Raw genomic sequence first — 24999 nt, 5'->3', positions numbered from 1 at the left:
AATAAAATTTTTATTCAAACCCACATAAAAAAAATCGATTTTATATTCAAATAAGAAAATTAAATTTATTTTATAAAAAATGAGTGGGATGCTGTTCATAATTATTTCGTTTGGAAAATGGGCAATTGGGGATTTTGTAGATAATTTTCGGTAATTTGCAGCCGCTTTCAGAAACTGTCATTTGGCAGTAACAGCGCGACATTTCAAGATGTATTTAAAGAAGATCTCCCTTTTCAATTATAAAAATTTTGCCGAAGCCGACTTTGATTTTGACCGCAAGATCAATTGCTTTACGGGAAAAAACGGCATTGGAAAAACCAATGTACTCGACGCGATTTACCATTTGTCGTACGGAAAAAGCTACTTTAACCCGCTTGCAGTACAGAATATCAGGCATGGTGAGGAGTTTTTTGTGATCGATGGCGAGTTTGAAATTAAAGACCGGAATGAGCAAATCGTTTGCAGCCTCAAAAAAGGGCAAAAAAAAATCCTGAAGCGCAACGGAAAGCCATACGATAAATTTTCAGACCATATCGGGTTTATTCCGCTTGTGATCATTTCGCCTGCCGACCGCGATTTGATCGTTGAAGGCAGCGAGACACGGCGAAAATTCATCGATTCGGTGATTTCGCAATTGGATTCGAAATATTTGCAGGAACTCATTCAATACCAGAAAATTTTAAGCCAACGCAATGCTTTGCTGAAATATTTTGCATCGAACCACATTTTTGAAAACGACACTTTGTCTATATACAATGAGCAGCTCAACGAATTGGGGCAGCGCATTTTTGAAAAGCGAAAGATTTTCCTGGCCGATTTTATTCCGATCTTCAACAAACACCATCAGGCGATTACCGATTCTTCAGAAACCGTACAACTCGTTTACGACAGCCTTTTGGCAGAAAAAGACCTGCTGACCCTTTTACAGGAAAACATCGCGAAAGACCGTGCGCTGCAATATACTTCCGTTGGCATCCACAAAGACGACCTTTTGTTTGAGATCGACCACTACCCGATCAAGAAATTTGGTTCGCAAGGGCAGCAGAAAACTTTCCTGATCGCGCTGAAACTCGCGCAGTTTGATTTCATCAAAAAGAAATGCGGCCAAAAACCAATTTTATTGTTTGATGATATTTTCGACAAACTGGATGAAACGCGTGTCGGGAAAATTGTAGAAATGGTCAACAATGATGAGTTCGGTCAATTGTTTATTTCGGATACGCATCCGGAACGCACGGAAACCGTGATAAAATCTACGCATCAAAGCTATAGAATATTCAACCTTTAGTAGCGTTAACCTACAATTCATCTATCAAAACAAAGGCATTATTTACATTAAATTTAATTTTTCTGTTTAATCTTCCCACATAAATTATAAAACGCACACGTTACCGAAATTATTCCTAAAAATCAATACTTTAGGCATTGCAACGCTGTTTTTGGTTATTTTTGGCATTCGTTTTTATAAACGATTGTTAAAAAGTTTAACCCCTATTATAAACTTAATTTAATAAAAATGGCTGTATCATTCAGGCAACGAAAACGAATACACCTGGCATTATTCATATTTGTTCTTTTTGTCCAGATATTGATTTTAGTGCTATGGTACAAACAAACTACAGATGAGAAACTTTTGTCTGAGTCGTTTGAAAACTCTAAAAACCAAAACCTCGCTTTTGTATACACCAATGGTGCAACGAAAAATTATTTCGACGCCGAGAATTATTTCAACGAATACCTGCACCAATACGACCAGAATTTACTTTTGGAATATCGCAATTCCCTTGATAAAATGTCGGTCTATCTTGACAGCCTGAACCAACTCGTCAATGACGACAAGGATTTCCATTACGCCGTTAGTATTAAAAAAGATAAAGAAAAAGAAATCGTAGTCCTTAGAAAAGAGCTTGATGCTTTGCTCAAAGTTGGCGTTTATCCGCTTACCGCACAAAATGCCGACGATTATGAAATGAATCCATATAATTTCAAAAAAGTATTGGGTTCGATCAAATACGATTCGATACGTCTTTCGGATGATGTCATACAAAAAGGATTGCTGACGCGCATTGGCGATGCAATTAAAGGACGCTATGAGATCAAGCGCGAAGAACTCCAGATTTACATCAAAATGGTCTACGGAAATACCAAGAAAACGGGTACGATCGAAGACCAGATGAAAAATATTTTTGAAAGCACCAGCGCACATTACCAGAAGGAATTCGGGCAATTACGCAACACCTATTCGCACCTTCGCGAAAAAGACAAGGAACTGATGGTGGTCAATAAAAAAATACTTCAGAATTCCCAGGATCTTTTGATGTTTTATACAGAATCGGCACAGCTTTCAGGAAAGCAGCAGCTTGAAAATGCCATGTCGAACATCCAGAATAAAAAATCGCTGGTCGGGATTTTATTGCTGTCCATGATCGTTTGTACGATTTTACTGATGCTGTATTCGTTCTTTGCCTACATATTTGAAAAAGAACTCGCCAAGGCAAAAACCATTGCAGAAAACAATGTAGAATTTAAAAACAGGCTAATTGGCATGTTAAGCCACGAGATGCGTGCACCGCTCAATATCATTTCAAACCTGTCAAACAAACTCAAATTATCGAATACCGACAAGGCGCTCAGCAACCCGATCAACCTGATGCATTTTACTTCGAATTCGCTTCAGATCACGGTCAACCAAATTCTGGATTTCTTTAAAAATGAAAACACGACACTGGTTTTATACAACTCTAAGATCAACCTTAAAAAAGAAGTCAGCACCATTCTGGAATCACTGAAATCATTGGCAGAAGTTAAGAAAATCGAATTGATCAGCAATATTGACCCCGACATGAAAAACGAGGTTTTGGCCGATAACGGAAAAATCCACCAGCTGTTTTACAACCTGATCGGGAATGCCATTAAATTCACGAATTACGGCAACATTGTCGTGACCTGCAAACTGGCTGATGCAGATGGGAAATACCGTTTTGATGTGACAATAAAGGACTCCGGTGTCGGGATTCCGAAAGAAGACCTGGACAAAATTTTCGACAAATATTACCAGAGCAAACATTATAAAGACCAGATCAGTTTTGGCGCCGGGCTTGGCCTGAGCCTGTGCAAGGAAATCGTGGAATTGTACGGTGGTCAAATTTCTGTCGACAGCGAAATCAATCAGGGAACGACGATCCATTTTCATATTTTCCTTGAAAAAATGGACGCATCGCACAAAACCGCACAAGTACAATTGCAGGAAAAATTTGAAGGCAAAAACATTAGGATTGCGCTGGTCGATGACGATCAGATGGTCGTAGCGATTATGAAAAAACTGGCTTCTAAAGTCGGGTTTGAAATTGCAGATTTTACCGCCAGCAAGAACATCAAAAAATACCTCGAAAACGAAACCGTCGACTTGATCATCACCGATCTGCAGATTGGAAACATTTCCGGAATTGAACTGATCCAACAAATCAAACAGTTAAATAACAGCAATTCAGGCACACCAATCATGCTGATTACCGGAAACAATTATATGTCGGATGCCGATATCAGTGAAATCGGTGCCAATGAAATCCTGATCAAACCGATCAACAAAGAAGAATTCTACACCAAACTGCTCAAAGTTTTGGCCTAACAAATTACGTTTTGATTGCTTAAAATTTGTAATTTAGCCGACATTAAAATCTGCACAAATTGAAAGCAAAAATCTCGGCAATCATGGGCTTCTGCCTATTTATCATGGGCTGTAATGCCCAAACCTCAAAGAACGTCCAAACGATTCCGGCTGCAGTTTACGCCGAAAAAATCAAAGCCACGCCAAATGCACAGATTCTAGATGTGCGCTCGCCTGAAGAATTTTCAGGAGAACATTTGGAACAAGCCGAGAACGTGAATTGGAACGATCCAAATTTCGTTTCCAATGCTTCGAAATACGATAAATCCAAACCCATTTTCGTGTATTGTAAAGTAGGCGGACGCAGCAAACAAGCAGCAGACAAACTCAGCGCACTCGGCTTTACCGAAGTCTACAATCTCGAAGGCGGCATCATGAAATGGAACGCTGCCGGATTCTCCAAGCCCAGCGACAAGATCATAGGAATGTGCAGCCAGGAATATGGCGATTTAATCAAATCCGACAAAAAAATACTAGTCGATTTTTATGCCGATTGGTGTGAGCCGTGTAAAAAAATGACGCCTTACTTACTCAAAATGCAAACCGATTTGAAAGGCAAAATGACCCTTTCGAGGCTTAACGCTGATGAAAATAAAACGCTGGTTTCTGAAATGAAACTCGACGAACTTCCGGTGCTGATCTTATACGAAAACGGCCAGCAAAAATGGATTCACAAAGGTTTTATCAGCGAAAGCGACTTAAAAAAACAACTGCAATGATTTCAAAAGAAAGCCTGAAATTTCTTGACGATTTAAAGAAAAACAACAACCGCGACTGGTTTCTTGCCAACAAATCGCGCTACGAATCCTATAAAAAAGAATATTACCAATTGGTTCAGGATTTTCTCGACGAAATAAAACCCAACGATCATATGCTCGATCATCTGGAAGTCAAAAATTGTGTCTTTCGCGTAAACCGTGACATCCGTTTCAGCAATGACAAAACGCCTTACAAAACGCATATGGGCATCTGGATGTCGGCCGGATCCAAAAACACAAATCTTTCCGGATATTACATCCATATTGAAAACGGCGCAAGTTTTATCGCAGCAGGATTGTATTGGCCCGACGCGCCAGATTTAAAGAAAGTCAGGAAGGAAATTGCTTTTTTTTATGATGAACTTGAAGATATCGTAGATGACAAAAATTTCAAATCGGTTTTTGGCGCACTCGATCGCGACAATGTATTAAAAACGTCACCTAAAGATTTTGAAAAAGACCATCCGGCGATTGAATTCCTGAAACTCAAAAGCTTTACGGCATCGGCGAAAATTGACGATAAAACTTTAACTGATAAAGATTTTGTCAAAAAAACCGCAGCAAAACTTATCGCGCTGAAACCGCTGAACGAATTCCTGAACCGCGCCTTAACAAGTGACGAATCTTAACCGTATATGGAAATCAAGAATCATTTTTCTTTAAAAAAATACAACACTTTTGGCATTGAAGCCAACGCCAGGAAATTTGTCGCCGTACATTCGATAGCGGAATTGAAAACCGTTTTAGAGCAAAATCCGAACGAAAAAAAATTCATCCTCGGTGGCGGAAGCAACATGCTTTTGACACAAGACATTGATGCACTTGTAATCCATGTCGATTTAAAAGGCATCAGGATCGTAAAAGAAAATGAGGATTTTGTAGAAATAGAAGCGATGGCCGGGGAAAACTGGCATGAATTTGTACTGTTTACGATCGGGCAGCATTTTGGCGGACTCGAAAACATGTCCTTAATTCCTGGAAATGTCGGCACGACGCCCATCCAGAATATCGGTGCATACGGAACAGAAATTAAAGACACTTTCGTGTCATGTGAAGCGATGGAAATTGCGACCCAAAAACTCCGCACTTTTACCAAATCAGAATGCCATTTTGGGTATCGCGAAAGCATTTTCAAGCATGCCGAAAAAGACAAATACATCATTACTTCTGTGATTTTTAAACTGACGAAACAAAACCATAAAATCAATATTTCTTACGGCGATATCAGTTCGGAATTGTCGAAAAATAATATTGTTACGCCAACATTAAAAGACGTCAGCAACGCCGTCATTGCGATCCGGCAAAGCAAACTGCCCGATCCGAAAGAACTTGGAAACAGCGGAAGCTTCTTTAAGAACCCGATCATTTCCAAAGCCGAATTCAGTCCGATTCATGCTAAATTCCCCGAAATGAAATTCTACGAAGTATCTGAAACCGAAGTTAAAGTTCCCGCCGGCTGGCTCATCGAACAGGCCGGATTTAAAGGCAAACGCTTCGGCGACGCTGGAATCCATAAAAACCAGGCGCTCGTTTTGGTCAATTATGGCAATGCGACCGGACAGGAAATTTTAAATGTGTCGAAAGACATTCAGCAAACGATCAGGGAAAAATTCGGGATTTCGATCGAAGCTGAAGTAAATGTGATTTAACTATGTACATCGCCGACGGTTATCAGAACGAAAATGACGCGGAAATCCTTGAATTCCTGCAAGCCAACAGTTTTGGGATTTTAATCAATCAGGTTGATGGAAAACCCTGGGCAACGCACATTCCTCTGGAATTGGATGTCAATGAAGCTGGTCAGAAAGTTTTATTCGGACACCTTTCAAAAGAAAATCCGCAATGGAAAAGTTTTGCATCCGATGAAAAAGTACTGGCAGTTTTTTCCGGGCCGCACGCTTACATTTCGTCTTCGTGGTACGACCATGAAAATGTGCCGACGTGGAATTACATTGCTGTTCACGTTTACGGAACCATAAAAATCATTGAAGGCGAAGCAATGTTATCTGCATTGAATAAACTCGTTGACAAATACGAAGCAACCTCTGAAAATCCGGTCAGAATTGAAGATTTATCCAAACGTGCGATGATGCAAACCCGCGGCATTGTTTCTTTTGAAATCTTGATTGAAGACATTCAGGCCGTTAAAAAAATGTCGCAGAACCGCGATGCCAAAAACTACGAAAACATTATTTCTGAACTTCAAAAGACTGGAAATCCCGATTCGGTTGCTGTAGCAGGTGAAATGTTGAAATGCCCGCGATAAAGTTCTCAATAAATTCGGATGCTTATTTAATATTCCTATTTGAATTTGTACCTTTGCAGTCCCGAAACTTCGGGATTTTAAAAGACAACCTGCTTATATGTTGACCATTACTTTTTATCTTTTTATCGTCATTGTTGCCATTCAGCTTTTTTATTATCTGGTGATTTTCGGAAAATTTGCGTATTCGAAAACACAGAAAAGCAACCCGAAACGCATTCCGGTTTCAGTAATTGTATGCGCAAAAAACGAAGAAAAAAACGTAGTAAGATTTATCCCGATCCTCGCCGAACAGGATTATCCCGATTTTGAAATCGTATTGATCGATGACGCTTCAAGCGATGAAACACTCGAGCTTTTTGAAGGGTTTGAAAAGCAATATCCGAACATCAAACTCGTTAAGGTAGAGAACAACGAAGCCTTTTGGGGCAACAAAAAATTTGCACTGACGCTGGGAATTAAAGCAGCAAGAAAAGAATATTTGCTCTTTACCGATGCCGATTGCTATCCGACATCAAAAGACTGGATCAAAGACATGACTTCGCAGTTTACGTTGCAGAAAACTATTGTTCTCGGCTACGGAAAATACGAAAAAATCGCAAATTCATTCCTGAATAAAATCATCCGTTTTGAAACGATGCTCACCGCAGTGCAATATTTTTCATGGGCGAAAGCCGGGCATCCATACATGGGTGTTGGCCGGAACCTGGCTTATAAAAAAGAAGAATTTTTTAATGTAAACGGATTTATCGACCACATGAAAATACGCTCCGGCGATGACGATTTGTTCATCAATCAGGCGGCGACCGCAAAAAACACGACGATTTGTTACACACCGGACAGTTTTACGTATTCGGAACCGAAGAAAACCTTTAAAGAATGGTTTACCCAAAAAAGACGGCATGTGTCAACCGCTTCTTTTTACAAACCGTTTGACAAATCACAATTAGCGGTTTTTTACCTGTCCCAATTGCTGTTCCTCATATTACCAATTGTCCTTTTGGCATTCCGGTTTCAATGGATCATCGTTTTGGGACTGATTGGATTCCGATATTTGTTTGCCTGGCTGACACTCGGCTTTTCGGCAGGGAAATTAAAGGAAAAAGATGTGATGTATTGGTTTCCGATCATTGAAATCACCTTGGTTTTCACACAATTGAATATTTTTTTAAGCAATATTTTTTCAAAACCCGTACATTGGAAATAACAGCCTATATAGAAAAAGCGAAGCACGGAGACCAAAATGCCTTCACTTTTCTATTGGACCATTATTGGAATGAAGTCTACGGATTTATGCTGAAACGTACCGAAAACGAAACCGACGCTGAAGACATTGCGATTGAAACTTTCTCCAAAGCTTTTGATAAAATCGCGATGTACAACCCCGAATTTCAGTTCAATACCTGGCTGATCGCGATCGCAAAAAACGTCCACATTGACCTGCTCCGAAAAAAGAAATCTTCGCTTTTTATCGACATTACCGACAACGAAGACAACGCCGCTTATAACGTTGCCGACACCGCGCCGTCTGCTGAAGACGAGCTTATTGCCAAACAAAATCTTTCAAGTTTGCTGCAATGCATCAAGCAATTGAAGCCGCATTACCAGGAAGTAATTCAACTGCGATATTTCCAGGAATTGAGTTATCAGGAAATCGCCGACCAATTGGGTGAGCCTTTGAGCAACGTCAAAATCAAGTTGCTGCGCGCCAAAAGACTACTTGCCGAGATCATCGAAAACAAGCGTTGAATCTGCAAATTAAAAATTTCTTAATTTTTATATAATTTTTTATACATATCTGAAGTTATATGTTAAAACGACTTCACTTATGAAACATACTTACCTAACCAATTAAATTTTTAATTATGCCAAATGTTAGTATCTATGAAAAAAAATGGCTCGATCTTGTTTTTGAAGGAAAAAACAAAAAATATGGCGCGTATCAATTGCGCCAGGACAGCAGCCGCACCACTTTAGCCGCTTTCTTTTTCGGAATTTTATTTATCGGAACACTTTCGGGTTTGACGATGGTGCTGAGTTCTTTTGGCGCTAAGCCTGCTGCATTGCCTATCGAAAAGGATTGGGATGTGCTTAAGATCGTAAAAATCGCAAATCACGTAACTCCGAAATCCGCAAAAGTGATGCTTCCTAAAAAAGCTGCTGCTGCGCCTGTTACAAATCAAAAGCAACTCAGCAGCCATACCACGGTGGTATCAAGTACTGAAAAGCCTGATGATGTAACAACTAAAAGCCAGTCCATGAGCAGCCAGCCAAATGAAGGGCAGGGAAGCGGAACCGCAACATCAACTGAAAACCCTTTGACCGGCGAAAACGGAACGGCAGTTGTTGAAGTTCCGGTAAATACAAATACGCCCGTTATTACTGCAGTTTTAGACAAGCTTCCTGAATTTCCAGGCGGCATTGAAAAATTCTATAAATATGTCGGCAATAATTTTGAAAAACCGGAGATCGACGAGCAGAAAACCATTAAGATTTTAGTCGCCTTCGTTATTGAAAAAGACGGTTCGATGACCGATATCAAAGTGTTGCGCAATCCGGGTTACGGACTTGACAAAGAAGCGATACGTGTGTTGAAAGCCCTGAAAATCAAATGGTCGCCTGGAATTATGAATGGCAAAGCGGTGAGAACGGCTTACAATTTGCCAATTTCGGTACAAATGCAATAACCCAGATTTATAAATTGAAAAAGCAGGACATTTGATCCTGCTTTTTTTATGCTTTCTTTACAAATTCAGTCCTGAGTACCATGGCGGTTTTGTTGACACGGCAATCAATTTCTGCCGGATCATCGGTTAACCTGATATTCTTAACCGTTGTTCCTCTTTTGATCACATCTGATGAACCTCTGACTTTTAAATCTTTAATTACTGTTACAGAATCACCATCATTCAATAGATTTCCGTTGCTGTCTTTAACTTCCATGTTTGTTGTTTTTAGAAGCGCAAAAGTAGCAACATTTATGCAATCTGTCAGGATTAAAAAAAATCAAATATTAGGGTTGTTGGTATATTGAAAATGACCATTCGTATATTGGTCATTTTTAATATGGTTAAAGTACTGTAGCTTCGAGAAATAATTTAAAAACTACATTATGAAATCAATCTTAAAAATTGGCAGTTTTCTTATGATTTTTGCCTTGGCATTATTAAACAATTCGTGTTCAGATGATGGAGCAGACGGAAAAAATGGCATTGACGGAGCAACCGGAACAGCGAATGTTATTTACAGCGAATGGCTCAGCATGTCTACAAGCCAGAATGTTACAATTGACGGCACTTCAGGAAAGGCTTATGATTTTGCGGCACCTCAGATTACTGCGGATGTGATGGCAAAAGGCGTTGTTTTATCATATCTTAAATTTGATGAAACCAATATTTTCCCTACGCCTTATACTTCAATAGCAGGTGGCTTTATTAATACAATAACATCAATACCAGCTGTCGGAAATCTTAAACTTTTCAGGTTTCGTCATGACGCGGGAGGAACAGTTTCAATTGGTTCCGGTGTAGAAGTCCGCTATGTGATCATTCCCGGTGGTGTCGCCGCAAAACGATCTGTATATGAAAACATGAGTTATAAAGAAGTTTGTGCGGCTTTGCATATTCCGGAATAACCAATTAAAACAAATGCAAAAGCCTGTTTTTCATATTCGAAAAGCAGGCTTTTGCATTTCAAAAAATAGCAATTAACTTATTTTTAACCCTTCGTTTTTGATTTAAGCTGTAACTTTAAGATCAACTCAAAATCCGATCCGATGAAAAAAATTTTACTTTTATTATTGGTAACCATGCTTCCAATGGCCGGCCATTCCCAATATACAACTCCCGGAACCGGCGTTAATTGGGGACTTAACGACATTATTATCAATGCTCCTGCTGGAATTTTATCATTTTCTGATGGAATTTATACGCTTTCACAAAACCTGACTATTGCACCAGGCGATACTTTTTCAATTACAGAAAATACAGTTTTACATATTGATGCAAACATCCAGCTTGATGTTGCCGGGACTTTTACAGCCGATGCAGAAAACATTCTAATTACCGCTTCAAACATTGCTGCGCCTTATGACAGCATTAGATTTGAGGAAAATTCGACCGGATTTCTTCGGAATGTCACCATCAATTATGGAAAAGGAATCCGGGCTTCGACCGGGAATTTTCAAATGTACAATTGTTCGATGTCCTACCATATTGCAGGAACCACAACCAGTGCCGCCATTTCTTTTTCAACCGGCCGGCCAATTGTTGACGGTTCAAGGTTTACTTTTAATGTAGTTCCGGCGTTGGGATCGGGTGCGAACCAAGAAGTTGCGGCTATTATTACAAACAATTATATTGAAGGAAACAACACTTCGAATACGAATCGTCCGCAAATTAATATGGGCCCAAGCGGAAATGATACGATCAGGATTACAGGAAACACCATCAAAGGAAACCGCGAGCTTATTATGGTGGGCGGAATTTCGGCGTCAAGCCTTTTGGGAAATATAAATAAAGTCGTAATCGACAACAATGTCATCACAGACAATAGGTACGGAATTACGGTTGCCGGAGCAAGTTCTTCAGGTTACATCCGCGGCAATAGTATAGAAGACAACAACACCCAAAATGCGCCAAACCTCGGCGGAAGTGGCATTTCGCTAAACGCGACAGGAGCCGCAACCATGAACATCATTGCCAGCCAAAACCAGATCAGGCGGAATTTATGGGGAATTACAGTCATTGGTACCGCAAATATTAATTTGGGCAGCAATCACGAAACCACATTCAACGAAGGAGGAAACATTTTTTCTGAAAATGCCAATGGCGGGCAAACGTATGCGCTATTCAACAACACGGCTTTGCCAATTAGCGCCACAAACAATTGCTGGATTGAAGGCACAACGCCAACAACAGAAACCGTTGAAAACGTCATCAGCCATCAGGTCGACAACGCGGCTTTGGGTTTGGTTACTTTCTCTCCGTTTAACAACTGCCTGCTTGGAACGAATGCTTTTAAAAATGCGAAAATTTCATTTTATCCCAATCCGAATTCGGGATTGATTTCCATAGAAACTAAAGAAACCGGTACTGCGGAAATTTACAATTTAAGTGGGCAAATGCTTTTAAAATCAACATTAAAATCGGGTACAAATGACATTGTGCTTAATTTGCCATCTGGCATTTACATCATGAAAACCACGACTGTATCTGGGCAGTTTACCGATAAAGTCATCAGGCAATAGTTTGGGTACATAACCCTATATTTGGAGGCAGCGCTGTTCGGGTGCTGCTTTTTTTTATTTATTATGATGTATATGCTGCAAACTGTACTATTTTTGGATTCAAAGCCAATCGCTTCCTATGATCAAGAATAAAAAAGTCATCGTGGTTTTGCCCGCTTACAATTCGGAGAAAACGCTCGAAAAAACATACAATGAAATTCCGTTTGACATTGTTGACGAGGTCATTCTCGTAGATGATTTCAGTTGGGACATGACTTTCGAGATCGCGCAGCAAATTGGCATTCAGCATGTCATCCGCCACGATTCAAATAAAGGTTATGGCGGAAACCAAAAATCCTGTTACGACAAAGCGTTAAGCTTACAGGCAGATATTGTCGTGATGCTGCACCCCGATTACCAATACACGCCAAAACTCATTCACTCGATGTGCTATTTAATTGCAAATGAAGTGTATGAAGTGGTTTTAGGCTCAAGGATTTTAGGAAAAGGCGCGCTTCACGGTGGCATGCCATTGTACAAATATATTGCAAACCGGTTTCTGACCTTATTTCAAAATATCCTGATGGGGCAAAAATTATCCGAATACCACACCGGATTCCGTGCCTTTTCATCAAATGTACTCCAGAATATTCCGTACCATAAAAACTCCGATGATTTTGTTTTTGACAACCAAATGCTTGCTCAGATTTGCTTTAGCGGATTTGAAATCGCAGAAATCACCTGCCCAACGAAATATTTCGAAGAAGCCTCATCGATCAATTTTAAACGAAGCAGCATTTACGGAATGGGCGTTTTAAAAACTTCCATCGCCTATTTCCTTGCAAAAAAAATGGGCTTTCAGATTCGTATTTTCGAAAAACGCGAATCAAAAAACTAATTTTTCACCTCAATTTTCACCAACAAACCAACGCTTTTCACTAACATGAAATTAACGGTTTAAATCAAAACAATGCTTATCTTTGTGCTTCAAAATTTGCATGTATGGAAACGGTTTTAGACAATACTTTACCGATCGGAAAGCCCAAATGGCTAAAGGTAAAACTGCCAATTGGACAAAAATATACCGAACTTCGCGGCCTCGTCGACAAATACAAACTCAATACGATCTGTACCTCAGGAAGTTGCCCAAACATGGGCGAATGCTGGGGCGAAGGAACGGCAACATTCATGATCCTTGGAAATACCTGTACGCGTTCGTGCGGATTTTGCGGTGTAAAAACAGGACGTCCGGAAACGGTTGATTGGGACGAACCTGAAAAAGTAGCCCGCTCCATCAAACTGATGAAAATCAAGCATGCAGTTGTCACCAGCGTCGACCGCGACGATTTAAAAGATATGGGCTCCATCATTTGGTTTGAAACCGTTCAGGCGATCCGCAGAATGAATCCAGAAACCACTTTAGAAACATTAATTCCTGATTTTCAAGGAAATGAAAGAAATATTGACCGCATCATCGAAGCCAATCCCGAAGTCGTTTCGCATAATATGGAAACCGTTCGCCGGTTGACGCGTGAAGTGCGCATTCAGGCAAAATACGACCGCAGCCTCGAAGTGTTGAAATATTTAAAAAACAACGGAATCCGCCGTACAAAATCTGGCATCATGCTTGGATTGGGCGAACAGGAAGAAGAAGTCATCCAAACGATGCGCGATTTGCGCAATGCCAATGTCGATATTGTAACGATCGGCCAATACTTGCAACCCAGCAAAAAACACCTTCCGGTAAAAGAATACATCACACCGGAACAGTTCAAAAAATACGAAGAAATCGGCAAAGAAATGGGCTTCAGGCACGTAGAAAGCGGCGCTTTGGTGCGTTCTTCCTACCATGCCCAAAAACACATTCTTTAATTAATAATTATTTGGGCGTTTCCCTGCGGGCCAGGCTATCCGCTACAATCTGCCATTGCTTTTGATGCGAATCTTTAAAGATATTTTATCTGAGCAATGTCAGGATTTCCGCTGTTATCCTTAACGCGAGCGCAGTCAATACCCAAATTTCCGACCATACAATTTACACTTCATGACAAAAATAAAAGTTGCCATCAACGGATTCGGACGCATTGGAAGAAACTTATTCCGCCTGCTGCTCGAACATCCCGAAATTGAAGTCGTTGCGATCAACGATATCGCCGACAACAAAACCATGGCACATTTAATCAAATACGACAGCATTCATGGCGTACTGCCTCTGGATTGCTCGTTTGATGAAAATTCCATTATCGTTGGCGGCAAACATTATCAATTCTTCCACGAGAAAAACATTGCAAACCTCGACTGGAAATCATTACATATCGATGTAGCCGTTGAAGCAACCGGAAAATACAAAACCTTCGACGACATCAATGCGCACATTGTAGCCGGGGCAAAAAAAGTCATCTTATCAGCACCGTCAGAAGTCGACAACATTAAAACCGTCGTGCTGGGCGTAAACGAGCACATTTTAGACGGTACCGAAACCATCATTTCAAACGCCAGCTGCACAACGAACAACGCCGCACCGATGATCAAAGTCATCAACGATCTTTGCGGCATTGAACAGGCATACATTACAACCGTTCACTCCTATACTACCGATCAGAGTTTGCACGACCAGCCACACAAAGATTTACGCCGTGCGCGTGGCGCTTCGCAATCTATCGTGCCAACGACAACTGGAGCTGCGAAAGCACTGACAAAAATCTTCCCCGAAATGGAAGGAAAAATCGGCGGAAGCGGTATCCGTGTTCCAGTTCCCGACGGTTCGCTCACAGACATTACATGTTATGTGAAACATGCCGTAAGCATTGAGCAGATCAACGAAGCTTTTAAAACCGCAGCTGCAACCGAATTTCAAGGCATTATGGATTATACCGAAGACCCAATTGTGTCTGTTGACATCATTGGCAATCGGAATTCCTGTCTTTTTGATGCACAACTCACTTCTGTAATTGGTAAAATGGTCAAAGTCGTAGGCTGGTATGACAACGAAATTGGATATTCTTCAAGAATTATTGACTTAATTATTTTAACATATAAGAAATAATTTAGTACATTTAATCCCTTGAAAACCAAACCAGAAGTCCTAATGAGGCAATTCTTAATATTTTTTTTACTGCTTAGCGCGGTTGTTTACCCGCAAAAAAAGAAAGATTCTGTAAAAGAAAACGATAGTGTCAGTTATTATATTGAGCTGTCGAATTTTAATATTAAGACCGACAACTACAAATTTTCCCTGTCATTTGCGCAAAAAGCGATTGATTATGCCAAGAAGACCAAAAATGTTGAAGCTGAGGCCAATGCATATGCGACGCTTGGCGCCATCTATTTCGAACTCAAGAAATATGATGATGCCATTGAAACTTATTTCCGTAGCGTATCGCTTTTCAACACCATAAAACCATCGAGCCAGCAAGCATTTTCGTATTATCAACTGGGTTTGTGCTATATGGAAAAAGGCGATTATTCTAAAGCCGAAGTCTACTTTGACAAAGCCAAAACGATTTATGAAACGATCAAAATCCCCAATGCGATCGAATTGCTGAACCTCCAGAAAGGAATTGTTTATAAGGCCAAAGGCGAATACAAAATGGCCACGCCGATTTTCGACCAGATTATTGCAAAGCCGGATGCCGATGACGATTTCAAAACTAAGGCCGAAGCTTTGTACCAAATTGGGAATATCGAAGCCATTAACAATCGGAAAAATCTTGCACTCAATTACCTGAACCGCGCCTACGAACTTAATGCGCGTGATAAAAACTTCGAGCAAAAAGCAAAAATATTATTGGCCCTGAGCCAGGTTTACGAACAATTATTGAATACGGATCGCGCGTATTCTTACCTCAAAAAACATTTGCTGCTTAAAGACAGTATTGCCGCATTGAACGCTAAAAAACTCGGTGCCGAAGATTATGTGCAATTCAAGGAAAGTGAAAGGCTCAAGACCATTGAACAGATGGACAAGGAAAATAAAGAACAGCAAAAAGCAAATAAAGTAGCCAAACTCATAAGCATCCTTGCCATTGCGCTGATCTCGATTTTGTCGCTGCTGAGTTTGTCCTTATACAAAAACAACATCATCAGGAACCAGTCGAATTTGCTGCTGAAAGAAAAGAATAATGAGTTGCAGCTGGCCAAAGAAAAAGCTGAAAAGGCCTCTAAAGCCAGGGCAGAATTCCTTTCTACCGTGAGCCATGAATTGCGGACACCGCTGAATGCGATCAACGGAATCACACATTTGCTGCTTGAGGAAAATCCGAAAGAATCACAGCTGAATTACCTGACGTCACTAAAGTTTTCGGGAAATTACCTGCTGACATTCATCAATGAAATCCTCGAAATCAATAGGATCGAATCGAGCACGATTGAAACCGAAAACATTACGTTCAACTTGAAGCAACTGCTGGGCAACATCCAGAGTTCGTTAAAAGAGCTTGCTTCAATCAACAACAATGCATTTACGATTAAGGTTGATCCGAATATTCCGGATTTCCTTATTGGCGACCCAACGAAATTATCGCAGATTTTCCTGAACCTCATCAACAACGCTTTAAAATTCACTAAAAACGGCGAAGTCAAAGTATCATTGGCAGTAAATGAATTGAATCCCGAATTCACATCGATCCATTTTGAAGTGTTGGACACCGGAATCGGAATTCCTGAAGAAAAAATCGACGCCGTTTTCGACAGTTTCTCCCAAGGTTCTATAGAAATCAACAGGAAATATGGCGGAACCGGACTTGGCCTTACTATCGTAAAAAAACTCATTGATATCCTTGGCGGAAAAATCAAGGTGGAAAGTAAAGTGGGCAAAGGATCGGCATTTTCGTTCGACCTGAGTTTTAAAATCGGATTGGATCAGATTCACCACGAAAAGAAAGCCGAATTTGACGACAGCATTTTAAACGGCCTGAATGTTTTATTGATCGAAGACAACAAAATCAACCAGATGATCACAAAGAAAATGGTTGAAAACAAAGGCATGGTTTGCGAAGTCATCGATAACGGTGAAGATGCGATCGAAGCCGTGAAGAACAATTCTTACGATCTGGTATTAATGGATGTGCACCTTCCGGGAATCAACGGAACGATCGCCACACAAACGATCAGGACATTCGACAAGAAAACGATTATCATTGCACTGACCGCAATTTCACTTAATGAAAACCGAGACATGCTTTTATCCTACGGAATGAACGATGTGATCACCAAACCGTTTGATCCGCAGGATTTTTACCGCACTTTAGTGATGAACCTTAAAAAAGACTGATGATTATTTAGGATTTTTAATGTCAGGTTTACGAACGCTTGTTGCATAAATCGTACGTCAAAAATCGTAAATTGGTTAATATCTTTTAATCAGTTCCACAATCAGGTTTCGCACCAATGGCTCGGCTTTTTTTGCCGCTTCGAGTACTTCTGCATGCGTGATCGTATCGATGCTTTCTTCGTCGCCCATATCGGTAATCACAGAAATCCCGAAAGTTTCGAGTTCCATGTGGCGCGCTACGATGACTTCGGGGACCGTTGACATTCCAACACAATCGCCGCCCATGGTTTTGACCATTTTATATTCTGATAAAGTTTCAAATGTTGGGCCTTGCAATCCGAAATAAACGCCATCTTGGACATTAATTTCAAGTTCGTATGCAATTTCTTTTGCTTTTGAAATCATCTTCCGGCTGTAAGGTTCGCTCATGTTCACGAACCTTGGCCCAAAACGCTCGTCATTTTTCCCGCGAAGCGGATGCTCGGGCATCATGTTAATGTGGTCTTTGATAATAACAATCGAACCAACTTTATAATGTGGGTTCACACCGCCTGAAGCATTGGAAACAATCAGTTTTTGTACTCCAATGTATTTCATGACGCGAACCGGAAACGTCACTTCTTTCATGTCGTATCCTTCGTAATAATGAAATCGCCCCTGCATGGCGACGACTTTTTTATCTCCAATTGTCCCAAAAACCAAAGCACCTTTATGGCCTTCGACAGTAGAAATCGGAAAATTAGGAATTTCGCTGTAAGGAAGCGTAAATTCAATTTTGATATCTTCAGTAAAACTTCCAAGGCCGGAACCTAAAATGACACCGTATTCCGGCGTGAAGTTGGTTTTTTGTTTAATATACGCTACGGTTTGCTGAACTTTTTCCCACATTTTAAATATTTCTTTTTATTAAGTGCCTTATCTTTAAACAAATACGCTTAGAATACTTATCATAGTACATATAAGCGTTTGCCAAAAGTAACAATTAAATGTATTTTAATCAGATTTGGCCAAAACAAACAGGCAATTTCTAAACGTTCGTTTTTTTGTGAATGTAATATCTTACATATAATTAACATTTTTCAACAACAATTTCCGTATTCTTATTTGAGGCTTAAAAAAATATCATATATACAATTGAATTATAAAATATTGTACATTCGTAGCCTAAAAAACAGTTTTTTAGCAAGCACAGAAAACTCAATTTTTTTAAAGTCGTATATAAGCTTAATGTTGCATTTCTTTGGATTCGAAGCAGTTTAATCCGAATTCAGAACTTAGTTTTTCATGATCAAGCCTGAAAAAAAATTCTCAATCCTGATTGCCACGAAAAACCGTCGTGATGATCTCATTTTTACGCTTCATAAAATCAGCAACCTGTTGCGAAGGAGTGATGTGGAATGTATTATTTGCGATGACGGCTCTAGTGACGGTACTTTTGAATATGTTTCTGAAAACCATCCCGGCATTTTATTAATTAAGCACCAAACATCCAAAGGATTGATGGTTAGCCGAAATGAACTGCTGCACCAAGCATCGGGTGAATATGCCATTTCAATAGATGACGACCTGCATTTTATCACAGAGCAACCGCTTGAAATCATCGAAAACTATTTTAAGACACATCCACAGACAGACTTGTTGTCTTTCCGGATTTTTTGGGGCCTTTCTGCACCTGCTTCTACTTATACCGATGAAATGCCGCAACGTGTCAGGAGTTTTGCCGGCGGCGCACACGTATTGAGAATTTCTTCCTGGCGCAAAATTCCCGATTACCCGGTTTGGTTTGTATTTTATGGTGAAGAAGATTTTATTTCGTATCAAATGCTGCGCAGAAACATGGAAATCCATTATTTGCCGCAAGTGCTCACACACCATCGGGTGGATTTAAAAGGGCGCAAAAACAACAATGATTATTACATACGGCAACGCCGTGCCTTGCGGTCTGACTGGTATTTGTATTTCCTATTTGTCCCGCTAAAGTACATTCCTAAAAAAATGACGTATTCGATTTGGACACAATTCACGAAAAGAGTTGTTGAAAAGCGCAACCCAAATGCCATCAAACCAATAGCAATGGCCCTTTTTGACCTTGTTGCTGCAATCCCCAAAATCATCAAATATAAAAACAGGTTGAGCCAACAGCAATATGCCTCATACAAACAGTTGGAAAGTGCCAAATTATATTGGAAACCCGAAAATGAAAAACAATCCGGCATCATTGCAGATCAATATGACAAAGCGGCTGTATTATAAAGCATTAAAGCTAAAAAACAGGCTGATACAAGGGAAACCGGTGCTCGTTTTCATGTACCATCGAATTGACAATGACGTCAGTGAAGAGTTGGGATTGCAGGTTACGTTGGACAATTTCGAACAGCAGCTCATTTACATCAAAAAAAACTATACCGTTTTGCGCCTCGATGATCAATGGGCGATTGATAAAAAAGCAGGTGCAGTCCTGACCTTTGATGATGGTTATGCCGATAATTTTCTTCACGCTTTGCCGCTTCTTGAAAAATATAATATTCCGGCTGCATTTTTTATTACCACTGCACACATTGGAACTTCAAAAGAATTTTGGTGGGATCATCTGGCATCAGATTATGCAAATTGTGGTGGCCATTTTTACCTTCCCGGAATGGAAGAAAAGGTTTCCAAAGCCGATTATTCGTATAAAAATTTGGCAGATCTGATTTTGAACTTCAAAAATCCCGAAAAAGAAAAATGGCTTGAAACATTTGAAAACCTGAATCAGATTGCTTTTAAAGCTCGTGAAGGTTACAGGTCTATGTCGGTCAGCGAGCTTCAGGCACTTGCAAAACATCCGTTGGCGAGTATCGGGTTGCACACGCACCATCATTATCCTTTGGGAACTTTATCCGAAGAGAACCAAAAAAAAGAGCTTTTAATGTCAGTGCAGAAATTACAGCAATTAACCGGAAAACCTGCCGATTACCTTGCTTTGCCTCATGGTTCTTACAATGAATCCACAGAAAAACTGGCAAAAGAAATCGGGCTAAAAGGCATTTTGCTTGCCAATAATGGCTATTCTAATAATGCAAACAGGCTTTCGGGTAAAATGAACCGGATTTTTATGCCTGACTTTACTGGTAAACGGCTTGAAAAATTCCTGGCAGGCTTTGAATTTAATTTTGGGTCGCTGAAGGATTTATAATTTTGCAGACCTGGATTCATCCTTTGTTTTTTCGGTGTATTTCAATAAAGTTTTATCAAAACTTTGGCTTTCGCTTATAAATTTGCTTTGTATCGGAAGATAAAAAAGTTGGCGGTCATCAATTTTTCCTTTGAGTCGGACGTAATCTTTTTCGGTAGTCACAACGATTTTTCCGTCGGCTTTATTTCTGATCGATGCAATATCAGCATCAGAAAAATCGTGGTGGTCGGGAAATTCCAGAATGACATCATTTTCATTTTTCAAATAGTCAAAAAACGGTTGCGGTTTCGCAATTCCGGCAAGCAGCACTTTTTTGGTGTTTTTTATCTGCACGACATCCAAAACCAAATCTTTGGAAAAAACCTGATGGTCATAATCGATGTAGGTAAAAAACAACTGCTGGTTGAAATTTGGATCAATTCTCTTCCAGATTACATCTTGTTCCGCCTCTGATAAATTTGGAGGACATTTGGTGACAATGATGACATTCGCCCTTATTGCCCCGCTTCTGCTTTCGCGTAAATTTCCCGTTGGCAGCATCCAATCGTCTGCATATAAATCGCCATAAGCCGTCAGCAGAATATAAAATCCGGCATTTACTTTCCGATGCTGGAATGCATCGTCGAGCAGTATGATTTCCGGTTTTGATTGTACCAACAATTGTTCGATGCCATTTTTCCTGTCGGCATCAACAGCCACATTAATTTGCGGGAATTTCTGGTAGAACTGAAAAGGTTCATCTCCTAAAATTTCAGCCGAAGCATTTGCATCAGCCAAAATAAATCCTTTCGATTTTCTTTTGTAACCGCGGCTTAACGTTGCTATTTTATATTTTGGAGCGAGCAAACGGATCAGGTATTCGATTTGTGGCGTTTTCCCGGTTCCGCCAACACTTAGGTTCCCAACGGCAATTACAGGAATTTTAAAAGCATGTGATTTTAGAATTCCGATGTCAAACAAAAAATTCCGCCCCTGCGTAACAAAGCCGTATAAAACGGCAAACGGAAACAGTATTTTTCTGAGGAAATTCATTCTACGAAAGTATAATATTTTATCTTTGAAAGGAAAATTAATTTGGAAATCCCATCTGAATCCAAAATATGAGAATGAAATATTTTACCCGGATTTTTCTGTTTCTGTTGCTTTTTTCGCGGCAATTTTTAGCGGCACAAACCGATGACGCACAAGTTCTTGAAATCATTTTACAGCGTTATTACAAAACCGAAAAGCCCGTTTACAAAGGCCGCAGCCAATTGTTGTATTTATATTGCAACCGCGCCAACAACAACGAAGAAATTTTTGAAGCGATTAAAAACCGCAAACTTCCGAACGATTTTTTACAGCAAATGCGCGTTCAGGTTGTAAATGACCAAGTCGAAAAAGACTGGTCGGCAGAATTGAATTCGATCTATGAAAACGACAAATTCAAGCTCAGGCAAAAAATCGTAGAATGCCTGTCGCTCGAAAAATACCAGGAAGTTTCGAAGCGGCTTCATTTAAACAATCAGCGGTTCATGATCATCAGCAAACCGCTTTATTATCCAAAAGACAATATCGCACTCGTAAAAGTCGTATTTTACAGAAATATCGAACACAACAGCGGCTCGATTTTATTGCTCGAAAAAACCGCAGCCGGCTGGGAAATCAAAGAATATTTGAGTCCGTGGGCTACTTAAAATCCAAAAATGAAAATCAAAGAAATTATTGCAGTCCTTGAAGAAATGGCGCCGTTGGCGTATGCCGAAGATTTTGACAACGTTGGGCTTTTGTTAGGCAATGCCAACGATGACGCGACCGGAATTCTCGTTTGCCACGATGCTTTGGAAAATGTCATTGATGAAGCGATTGCCAAAAACTGCAATTTCATCGTTTGCTTTCACCCGATTATCTTCTCTGGACTCAAGAAAATCACTGGCAAAAATTATGTCGAGCGCGTCGTGCTCAAAGCGATCAAAAACGACATTGCAATTTATGCGGTTCACACTGCTTTGGACAACCATCAAAACGGCGTGAATAAAATTTTCTGCGACGCTTTGGGTTTGGTCAACACCAAAATCCTGATTCCAAAGCAAAATTTCATCCAAAAATTAATCACTTATACGGTTCCTGAAAATGCTGAAAAACTCCGGAATTCGTTGTTTGAAGCCGGAGCTGGAAACATTGGGAATTATGAAGATTGCAGCTTCAATTCGACGGGAATCGGAACGTATATGGGAAATGAAAACAGCAATCCTGAAATTGGCGAACGTTTTGAATTTGTAGAATCGAACGAAATCAAAATCGAAGTGACATTTGAAAAGCATCTGCAAAGCAAAATTTTAAAAGCATTATTTCAGAATCATGTATATGAAGAAGTGGCTTACGAAATTTACAACCTTGAAAATCTGCATCAAAATATTGGCCTCGGAATGGTCGGCGAACTGCCGACGGCTTTATCAGAGCGTGATTTCCTCCAAATGATCAAAGATAAAATGCAATCGGACGGCATCCGCCACAGCGCATTGCTAGATAAAAACATCAGGAAAGTTGCCGTGCTTGGCGGTTCGGGAAGCTTCGCGATCAAAAACGCAATCCAGGCCGGGGCCGATGCTTTTTTAACCGCCGATTTGAAGTACCACAACTTTTATGAGGCTGATAATCAGCTGCTTTTAGCCGATGTCGGGCATTTTGAAAGCGAACGGTATACAAAAAATTATATTGTTGATTTTCTTAAGAAAAAAATCCTTAATTTTGCAATCATTTTATCAGAAGAAAATACAAATCCTGTTAAGTACTTATAAAAGTTATGGCGAATACGAAAGAATTAAGTGTTGAAGAAAAATTAAGAGCGTTATATGACCTCCAATTAATTGACACAAGAATTGATGAAATCAGAAATGTAAGAGGTGAACTTCCTTTAGAGGTTGAAGATCTCGAAGATGAAGTTGCTGGTTTGACCACTCGTTCTGAAAAACTGAAACAAGATTTAGACGGTATTGATGAGCAGATCAAATCGAAAAAAGCCGCGATCGAAGACCATCAGGCTGCGATTAAAAAATACACCAAACAACAGGACAGCGTTCGCAACAACCGGGAATTCAACTCTTTAACGAAAGAAGTGGAATTTCAGGAACTCGAAATCCAGTTGGCTGAAAAGCAGATCAAAGAATTGAAAGCTTCGATGGAGCACAAAAAAGAAGTGATCTCGAATTCAAAAGAAAAACTAGAGGCCAAATCAAGCCACCTGAAACATAAAAAATCAGAACTCAGCGACATCATGTCGGAGACTGAAAAAGAAGAAACGTTCCTGGCACAAAAATCTGCAGAATTCGAAGCCTTGATCGAAGAAAGATTGTTGGCCGCTTACAAAAGAATCCGCAGCAGCGTAAGAAACGGACTCGCAGTGGTGTCTATCGAAAGAGGCGCATCAGCAGGTTCCTTCTTTACCATTCCACCACAAACACAGGTAGAAATTGCAGGGAGAAAAAAAATCATCACTGACGAACACTCCGGAAGAATTTTGGTAGACAGTTCGTTAGCCGAAGAAGAAAGAGAGAAAATGCAACAGTTGTTTGCACAAATCTAAAAATAGCAGCCTCGTTTAACGGGGCTTTTTTTATGCGAAAATTAAAGTATTTCCTGCTGACCAAATCGATCGGATTGTACATCAACTTCCTAAGTTATACACATCCGAAAAAAGCGACATTGCTGGCATACAAACTTTTTAGCAACCCGCGCGAAGGAAGATTGTCTAAAGAAAACTTACCCGAAATCCTCAAAGAAACCGAACACAAAACATTAGCTTTTGAAGGGCAACAATTTCATTCCTACACCTGGAAAGGCAACGACCACATCATTTTATTGATCCACGGCTGGGAAAGCAACGCATCTCGCTGGGAAAAAATGCTGCCGTATTTACAGAAATCGGGAAGTACGATCGTGGCCATTGATGGCCCGGCGCATGGATTGTCTTCGGGATTGGAATTCAACGTACCAACTTACGCCGCATTTATCGATGTTGCCGCTAAAAAATTCCAGCCACATACAATCATAGGACATTCTATTGGCGGTGCGGCTTCGGTGTATTACCAGTACAAATACCAAAACATCAAACTTCAGAAAATGGTTTTGCTTGGCACACCTTCTGATTTGCGGACTTTAATCGCGAATTACGTGGCGCTTTTAAGCCTGAATTCCAAAATGGAAACGCTATTGGATGACTATTTCCTTCAAAAATTCCAGTTTCAATTAGACGCTTTTTCGGGGAAAATTTTCGGCGAAAAATTAAACCTTAAAGGCATCATTGCTCATGATCTTGATGACACCATAGTGGCATTCGGCGAAAGCCAAAAAATCGCGTCAGGCTGGAAAAACGCCACTTTCATCGAGACCAAAGGCCTTGGACATAGCATGCATGATGATGTTTTGTACAATCAGGTCATTAAATTTTTATTTGAGGATTAGGAGCTGTTTCCTGCTGTCCGCTGTATCTTTTGTTCCATTGCATTACACAAAAGGATACCGCTTTCCATCAGGGCTAAAACACAATTCAATAATCAAGATTGGTTTCCAGTTTTACTGCACTTATGTCGGTAATCCAAAATTCGCATTAAAAAAAACAAAAGATGATTTACGGATTTGAAATAAGCCAATCCGCA

The 24999-nt window shown here is 40.1% G+C and carries 24 protein-coding genes; 21 read left to right on the top strand and 3 right to left on the bottom strand.

Going from position 1 to position 24999, the window contains the following annotated elements:
- Nucleotides 1-208: 208 nt before the first annotated feature.
- From recF to BLS32_RS06285, 9 genes are all read left to right on the top strand, one after another.
- On the top strand, nucleotides 209-1288 hold the full coding sequence (recF, locus tag BLS32_RS06325; RefSeq protein WP_091393004.1) for a DNA replication/repair protein RecF: 1080 nt from the start codon (nucleotides 209-211) through the stop codon (nucleotides 1286-1288).
- A 228-nt stretch (nucleotides 1289-1516) separates the two neighbouring features.
- Nucleotides 1517-3628, top strand: coding sequence for an ATP-binding response regulator (locus BLS32_RS06320; RefSeq protein WP_091393003.1), 2112 nt, complete (start codon nucleotides 1517-1519; stop codon nucleotides 3626-3628).
- A 59-nt stretch (nucleotides 3629-3687) separates the two neighbouring features.
- The gene (locus BLS32_RS06315; protein ID WP_245699353.1) at nucleotides 3688-4386 is read left to right on the top strand and encodes a thioredoxin domain-containing protein; all 699 of its coding nucleotides are present in this window, start codon (nucleotides 3688-3690) and stop codon (nucleotides 4384-4386) included.
- Nucleotides 4383-5054: a DUF2461 domain-containing protein gene (locus tag BLS32_RS06310; RefSeq protein ID WP_091393001.1), complete on the top strand. Its 672-nt coding sequence runs from the start codon at nucleotides 4383-4385 to the stop codon at nucleotides 5052-5054. The genes BLS32_RS06315 and BLS32_RS06310 overlap by 4 nt, the downstream gene beginning before the upstream one ends.
- 6 nt (nucleotides 5055-5060) lie before the next feature.
- A complete protein-coding gene (gene murB, locus BLS32_RS06305) occupies nucleotides 5061-6074 on the top strand; it encodes a UDP-N-acetylmuramate dehydrogenase (RefSeq protein WP_091392999.1) in 1014 nt (337 codons plus the stop codon).
- Nucleotides 6075-6076: 2 nt separating this feature from the next.
- On the top strand, nucleotides 6077-6691 hold the full coding sequence (locus BLS32_RS06300) for an FMN-binding negative transcriptional regulator (RefSeq protein WP_091392998.1): 615 nt from the start codon (nucleotides 6077-6079) through the stop codon (nucleotides 6689-6691).
- A gap of 97 nt (nucleotides 6692-6788) precedes the next feature.
- Nucleotides 6789-7895 carry a glycosyltransferase gene (locus BLS32_RS06295; protein ID WP_091392996.1) on the top strand — a complete coding sequence of 369 codons (1107 nt, stop codon included), beginning with the start codon at nucleotides 6789-6791 and terminating at the stop codon, nucleotides 7893-7895.
- Nucleotides 7886-8437 carry an RNA polymerase sigma factor gene (locus BLS32_RS06290; RefSeq protein ID WP_091392994.1) on the top strand — a complete coding sequence of 184 codons (552 nt, stop codon included), beginning with the start codon at nucleotides 7886-7888 and terminating at the stop codon, nucleotides 8435-8437. Before BLS32_RS06295 ends, BLS32_RS06290 begins: the two co-directional genes overlap by 10 nt.
- A gap of 116 nt (nucleotides 8438-8553) precedes the next feature.
- Entirely contained in the window at nucleotides 8554-9375 is an 822-nt protein-coding gene (locus tag BLS32_RS06285; protein WP_091392991.1) for an energy transducer TonB, read from the top strand.
- A 46-nt stretch (nucleotides 9376-9421) separates the two neighbouring features.
- Here the strand turns inward: BLS32_RS06285 and BLS32_RS06280 are convergent, their stop codons facing one another.
- Nucleotides 9422-9631 carry a zinc ribbon domain-containing protein YjdM gene (locus BLS32_RS06280; RefSeq protein ID WP_091392989.1) on the bottom strand — a complete coding sequence of 70 codons (210 nt, stop codon included), beginning with the start codon at nucleotides 9629-9631 and terminating at the stop codon, nucleotides 9422-9424.
- Nucleotides 9632-9800: 169 nt separating this feature from the next.
- Between BLS32_RS06280 and BLS32_RS06275 the strand changes: the two genes are divergently transcribed.
- The 6 genes from BLS32_RS06275 (at nucleotide 9801) to BLS32_RS06250 (ending at nucleotide 17187) form a co-directional block, all read left to right on the top strand.
- The gene (locus tag BLS32_RS06275) at nucleotides 9801-10322 is read left to right on the top strand and encodes a hypothetical protein (RefSeq protein WP_091392987.1); all 522 of its coding nucleotides are present in this window, start codon (nucleotides 9801-9803) and stop codon (nucleotides 10320-10322) included.
- Between the two features lie 141 nt (nucleotides 10323-10463).
- Entirely contained in the window at nucleotides 10464-11936 is a 1473-nt protein-coding gene (locus BLS32_RS06270; protein ID WP_091392985.1) for a T9SS type A sorting domain-containing protein, read from the top strand.
- A 118-nt stretch (nucleotides 11937-12054) separates the two neighbouring features.
- On the top strand, nucleotides 12055-12813 hold the full coding sequence (locus BLS32_RS06265; protein WP_091392982.1) for a glycosyltransferase family 2 protein: 759 nt from the start codon (nucleotides 12055-12057) through the stop codon (nucleotides 12811-12813).
- Between the two features lie 104 nt (nucleotides 12814-12917).
- Nucleotides 12918-13787 carry a lipoyl synthase gene (gene lipA, locus BLS32_RS06260; protein ID WP_091392980.1) on the top strand — a complete coding sequence of 290 codons (870 nt, stop codon included), beginning with the start codon at nucleotides 12918-12920 and terminating at the stop codon, nucleotides 13785-13787.
- 172 nt (nucleotides 13788-13959) lie between these two features.
- The gene (gap, locus tag BLS32_RS06255; RefSeq protein WP_091392977.1) at nucleotides 13960-14961 is read left to right on the top strand and encodes a type I glyceraldehyde-3-phosphate dehydrogenase; all 1002 of its coding nucleotides are present in this window, start codon (nucleotides 13960-13962) and stop codon (nucleotides 14959-14961) included.
- Between the two features lie 42 nt (nucleotides 14962-15003).
- Nucleotides 15004-17187, top strand: a complete 2184-nt coding sequence (locus BLS32_RS06250) for an ATP-binding protein (RefSeq protein WP_091392975.1) — start codon at nucleotides 15004-15006, stop codon at nucleotides 17185-17187.
- A 75-nt stretch (nucleotides 17188-17262) separates the two neighbouring features.
- Here BLS32_RS06250 and BLS32_RS06245 read toward each other — a convergent pair whose 3' ends face one another.
- Entirely contained in the window at nucleotides 17263-18075 is an 813-nt protein-coding gene (locus BLS32_RS06245; RefSeq protein ID WP_091392973.1) for a purine-nucleoside phosphorylase, read from the bottom strand.
- A 396-nt stretch (nucleotides 18076-18471) separates the two neighbouring features.
- Here BLS32_RS06245 and BLS32_RS06240 point away from each other — a divergent pair, with 396 nt between their 5' ends.
- Both BLS32_RS06240 and BLS32_RS06235 read left to right on the top strand, forming a co-directional pair.
- Nucleotides 18472-19440 carry a glycosyltransferase family 2 protein gene (locus BLS32_RS06240; RefSeq protein ID WP_245699352.1) on the top strand — a complete coding sequence of 323 codons (969 nt, stop codon included), beginning with the start codon at nucleotides 18472-18474 and terminating at the stop codon, nucleotides 19438-19440.
- On the top strand, nucleotides 19358-20362 hold the full coding sequence (locus BLS32_RS06235) for a polysaccharide deacetylase family protein (protein ID WP_170227541.1): 1005 nt from the start codon (nucleotides 19358-19360) through the stop codon (nucleotides 20360-20362). The genes BLS32_RS06240 and BLS32_RS06235 overlap by 83 nt, the downstream gene beginning before the upstream one ends.
- Here BLS32_RS06235 and lpxK read toward each other — a convergent pair.
- Complete coding sequence (lpxK, locus tag BLS32_RS06230) at nucleotides 20357-21394, bottom strand: tetraacyldisaccharide 4'-kinase (RefSeq protein ID WP_091392970.1); 1038 nt, start codon at nucleotides 21392-21394, stop codon at nucleotides 20357-20359. The two genes, BLS32_RS06235 and lpxK, sit on opposite strands and share 6 nt — an antisense overlap.
- Nucleotides 21395-21468: 74 nt before the next feature.
- On the opposite strand from lpxK, the gene BLS32_RS06225 reads away from it, so the two are divergent.
- Genes BLS32_RS06225 through BLS32_RS06210 form a run of 4 tightly spaced genes read left to right on the top strand, consistent with a single transcriptional unit; the run spans nucleotide 21469 to nucleotide 24805 of the window.
- Nucleotides 21469-22038 carry a hypothetical protein gene (locus tag BLS32_RS06225; RefSeq protein WP_091392968.1) on the top strand — a complete coding sequence of 190 codons (570 nt, stop codon included), beginning with the start codon at nucleotides 21469-21471 and terminating at the stop codon, nucleotides 22036-22038.
- A gap of 9 nt (nucleotides 22039-22047) precedes the next feature.
- Nucleotides 22048-23142: a Nif3-like dinuclear metal center hexameric protein gene (locus tag BLS32_RS06220; RefSeq protein ID WP_091392966.1), complete on the top strand. Its 1095-nt coding sequence runs from the start codon at nucleotides 22048-22050 to the stop codon at nucleotides 23140-23142.
- Between the two features lie 5 nt (nucleotides 23143-23147).
- Nucleotides 23148-23927, top strand: coding sequence for a zinc ribbon domain-containing protein (locus tag BLS32_RS06215; RefSeq protein WP_091392964.1), 780 nt, complete (start codon nucleotides 23148-23150; stop codon nucleotides 23925-23927).
- 32 nt (nucleotides 23928-23959) lie between these two features.
- The gene (locus tag BLS32_RS06210) at nucleotides 23960-24805 is read left to right on the top strand and encodes an alpha/beta hydrolase (RefSeq protein ID WP_091392962.1); all 846 of its coding nucleotides are present in this window, start codon (nucleotides 23960-23962) and stop codon (nucleotides 24803-24805) included.
- Nucleotides 24806-24999 lie beyond the last annotated feature (194 nt).

The organism is Flavobacterium noncentrifugens, from assembly GCF_900100375.1.
In the GTDB taxonomy this organism is placed as follows: Bacteria; Bacteroidota; Bacteroidia; order Flavobacteriales; family Flavobacteriaceae; genus Flavobacterium; species Flavobacterium noncentrifugens.
This window is presented reverse-complemented; position numbering and strand designations above follow the sequence as displayed.

Bases quoted from the DNA above. Each gene is read 5' to 3' on its own strand.
- recF (WP_091393004.1), top strand. From the start codon at position 209: ATGTATTTAAAGAAGATCTCCCTTTTCAATTATAAAAATTTTGCCGAA.
- BLS32_RS06320 (WP_091393003.1), top strand. From the start codon at position 1,517: ATGGCTGTATCATTCAGGCAACGAAAACGAATACACCTGGCATTATTC.
- BLS32_RS06310 (WP_091393001.1), top strand. From the start codon at position 4,383: ATGATTTCAAAAGAAAGCCTGAAATTTCTTGACGATTTAAAGAAAAAC.
- murB (WP_091392999.1), top strand. From the start codon at position 5,061: ATGGAAATCAAGAATCATTTTTCTTTAAAAAAATACAACACTTTTGGC.
- BLS32_RS06300 (WP_091392998.1), top strand. From the start codon at position 6,077: ATGTACATCGCCGACGGTTATCAGAACGAAAATGACGCGGAAATCCTT.
- BLS32_RS06295 (WP_091392996.1), top strand. From the start codon at position 6,789: ATGTTGACCATTACTTTTTATCTTTTTATCGTCATTGTTGCCATTCAG.
- BLS32_RS06285 (WP_091392991.1), top strand. From the start codon at position 8,554: ATGCCAAATGTTAGTATCTATGAAAAAAAATGGCTCGATCTTGTTTTT.
- BLS32_RS06280 (WP_091392989.1), bottom strand. From the start codon at position 9,631: ATGGAAGTTAAAGACAGCAACGGAAATCTATTGAATGATGGTGATTCT.
- BLS32_RS06275 (WP_091392987.1), top strand. From the start codon at position 9,801: ATGAAATCAATCTTAAAAATTGGCAGTTTTCTTATGATTTTTGCCTTG.
- BLS32_RS06270 (WP_091392985.1), top strand. From the start codon at position 10,464: ATGAAAAAAATTTTACTTTTATTATTGGTAACCATGCTTCCAATGGCC.
- BLS32_RS06265 (WP_091392982.1), top strand. From the start codon at position 12,055: ATGATCAAGAATAAAAAAGTCATCGTGGTTTTGCCCGCTTACAATTCG.
- lipA (WP_091392980.1), top strand. From the start codon at position 12,918: ATGGAAACGGTTTTAGACAATACTTTACCGATCGGAAAGCCCAAATGG.
- gap (WP_091392977.1), top strand. From the start codon at position 13,960: ATGACAAAAATAAAAGTTGCCATCAACGGATTCGGACGCATTGGAAGA.
- BLS32_RS06250 (WP_091392975.1), top strand. From the start codon at position 15,004: ATGAGGCAATTCTTAATATTTTTTTTACTGCTTAGCGCGGTTGTTTAC.
- BLS32_RS06245 (WP_091392973.1), bottom strand. From the start codon at position 18,075: ATGTGGGAAAAAGTTCAGCAAACCGTAGCGTATATTAAACAAAAAACC.
- BLS32_RS06240 (WP_245699352.1), top strand. From the start codon at position 18,472: ATGATCAAGCCTGAAAAAAAATTCTCAATCCTGATTGCCACGAAAAAC.
- lpxK (WP_091392970.1), bottom strand. From the start codon at position 21,394: ATGAATTTCCTCAGAAAAATACTGTTTCCGTTTGCCGTTTTATACGGC.
- BLS32_RS06225 (WP_091392968.1), top strand. From the start codon at position 21,469: ATGAAATATTTTACCCGGATTTTTCTGTTTCTGTTGCTTTTTTCGCGG.
- BLS32_RS06220 (WP_091392966.1), top strand. From the start codon at position 22,048: ATGAAAATCAAAGAAATTATTGCAGTCCTTGAAGAAATGGCGCCGTTG.
- BLS32_RS06215 (WP_091392964.1), top strand. From the start codon at position 23,148: ATGGCGAATACGAAAGAATTAAGTGTTGAAGAAAAATTAAGAGCGTTA.
- BLS32_RS06210 (WP_091392962.1), top strand. From the start codon at position 23,960: ATGCGAAAATTAAAGTATTTCCTGCTGACCAAATCGATCGGATTGTAC.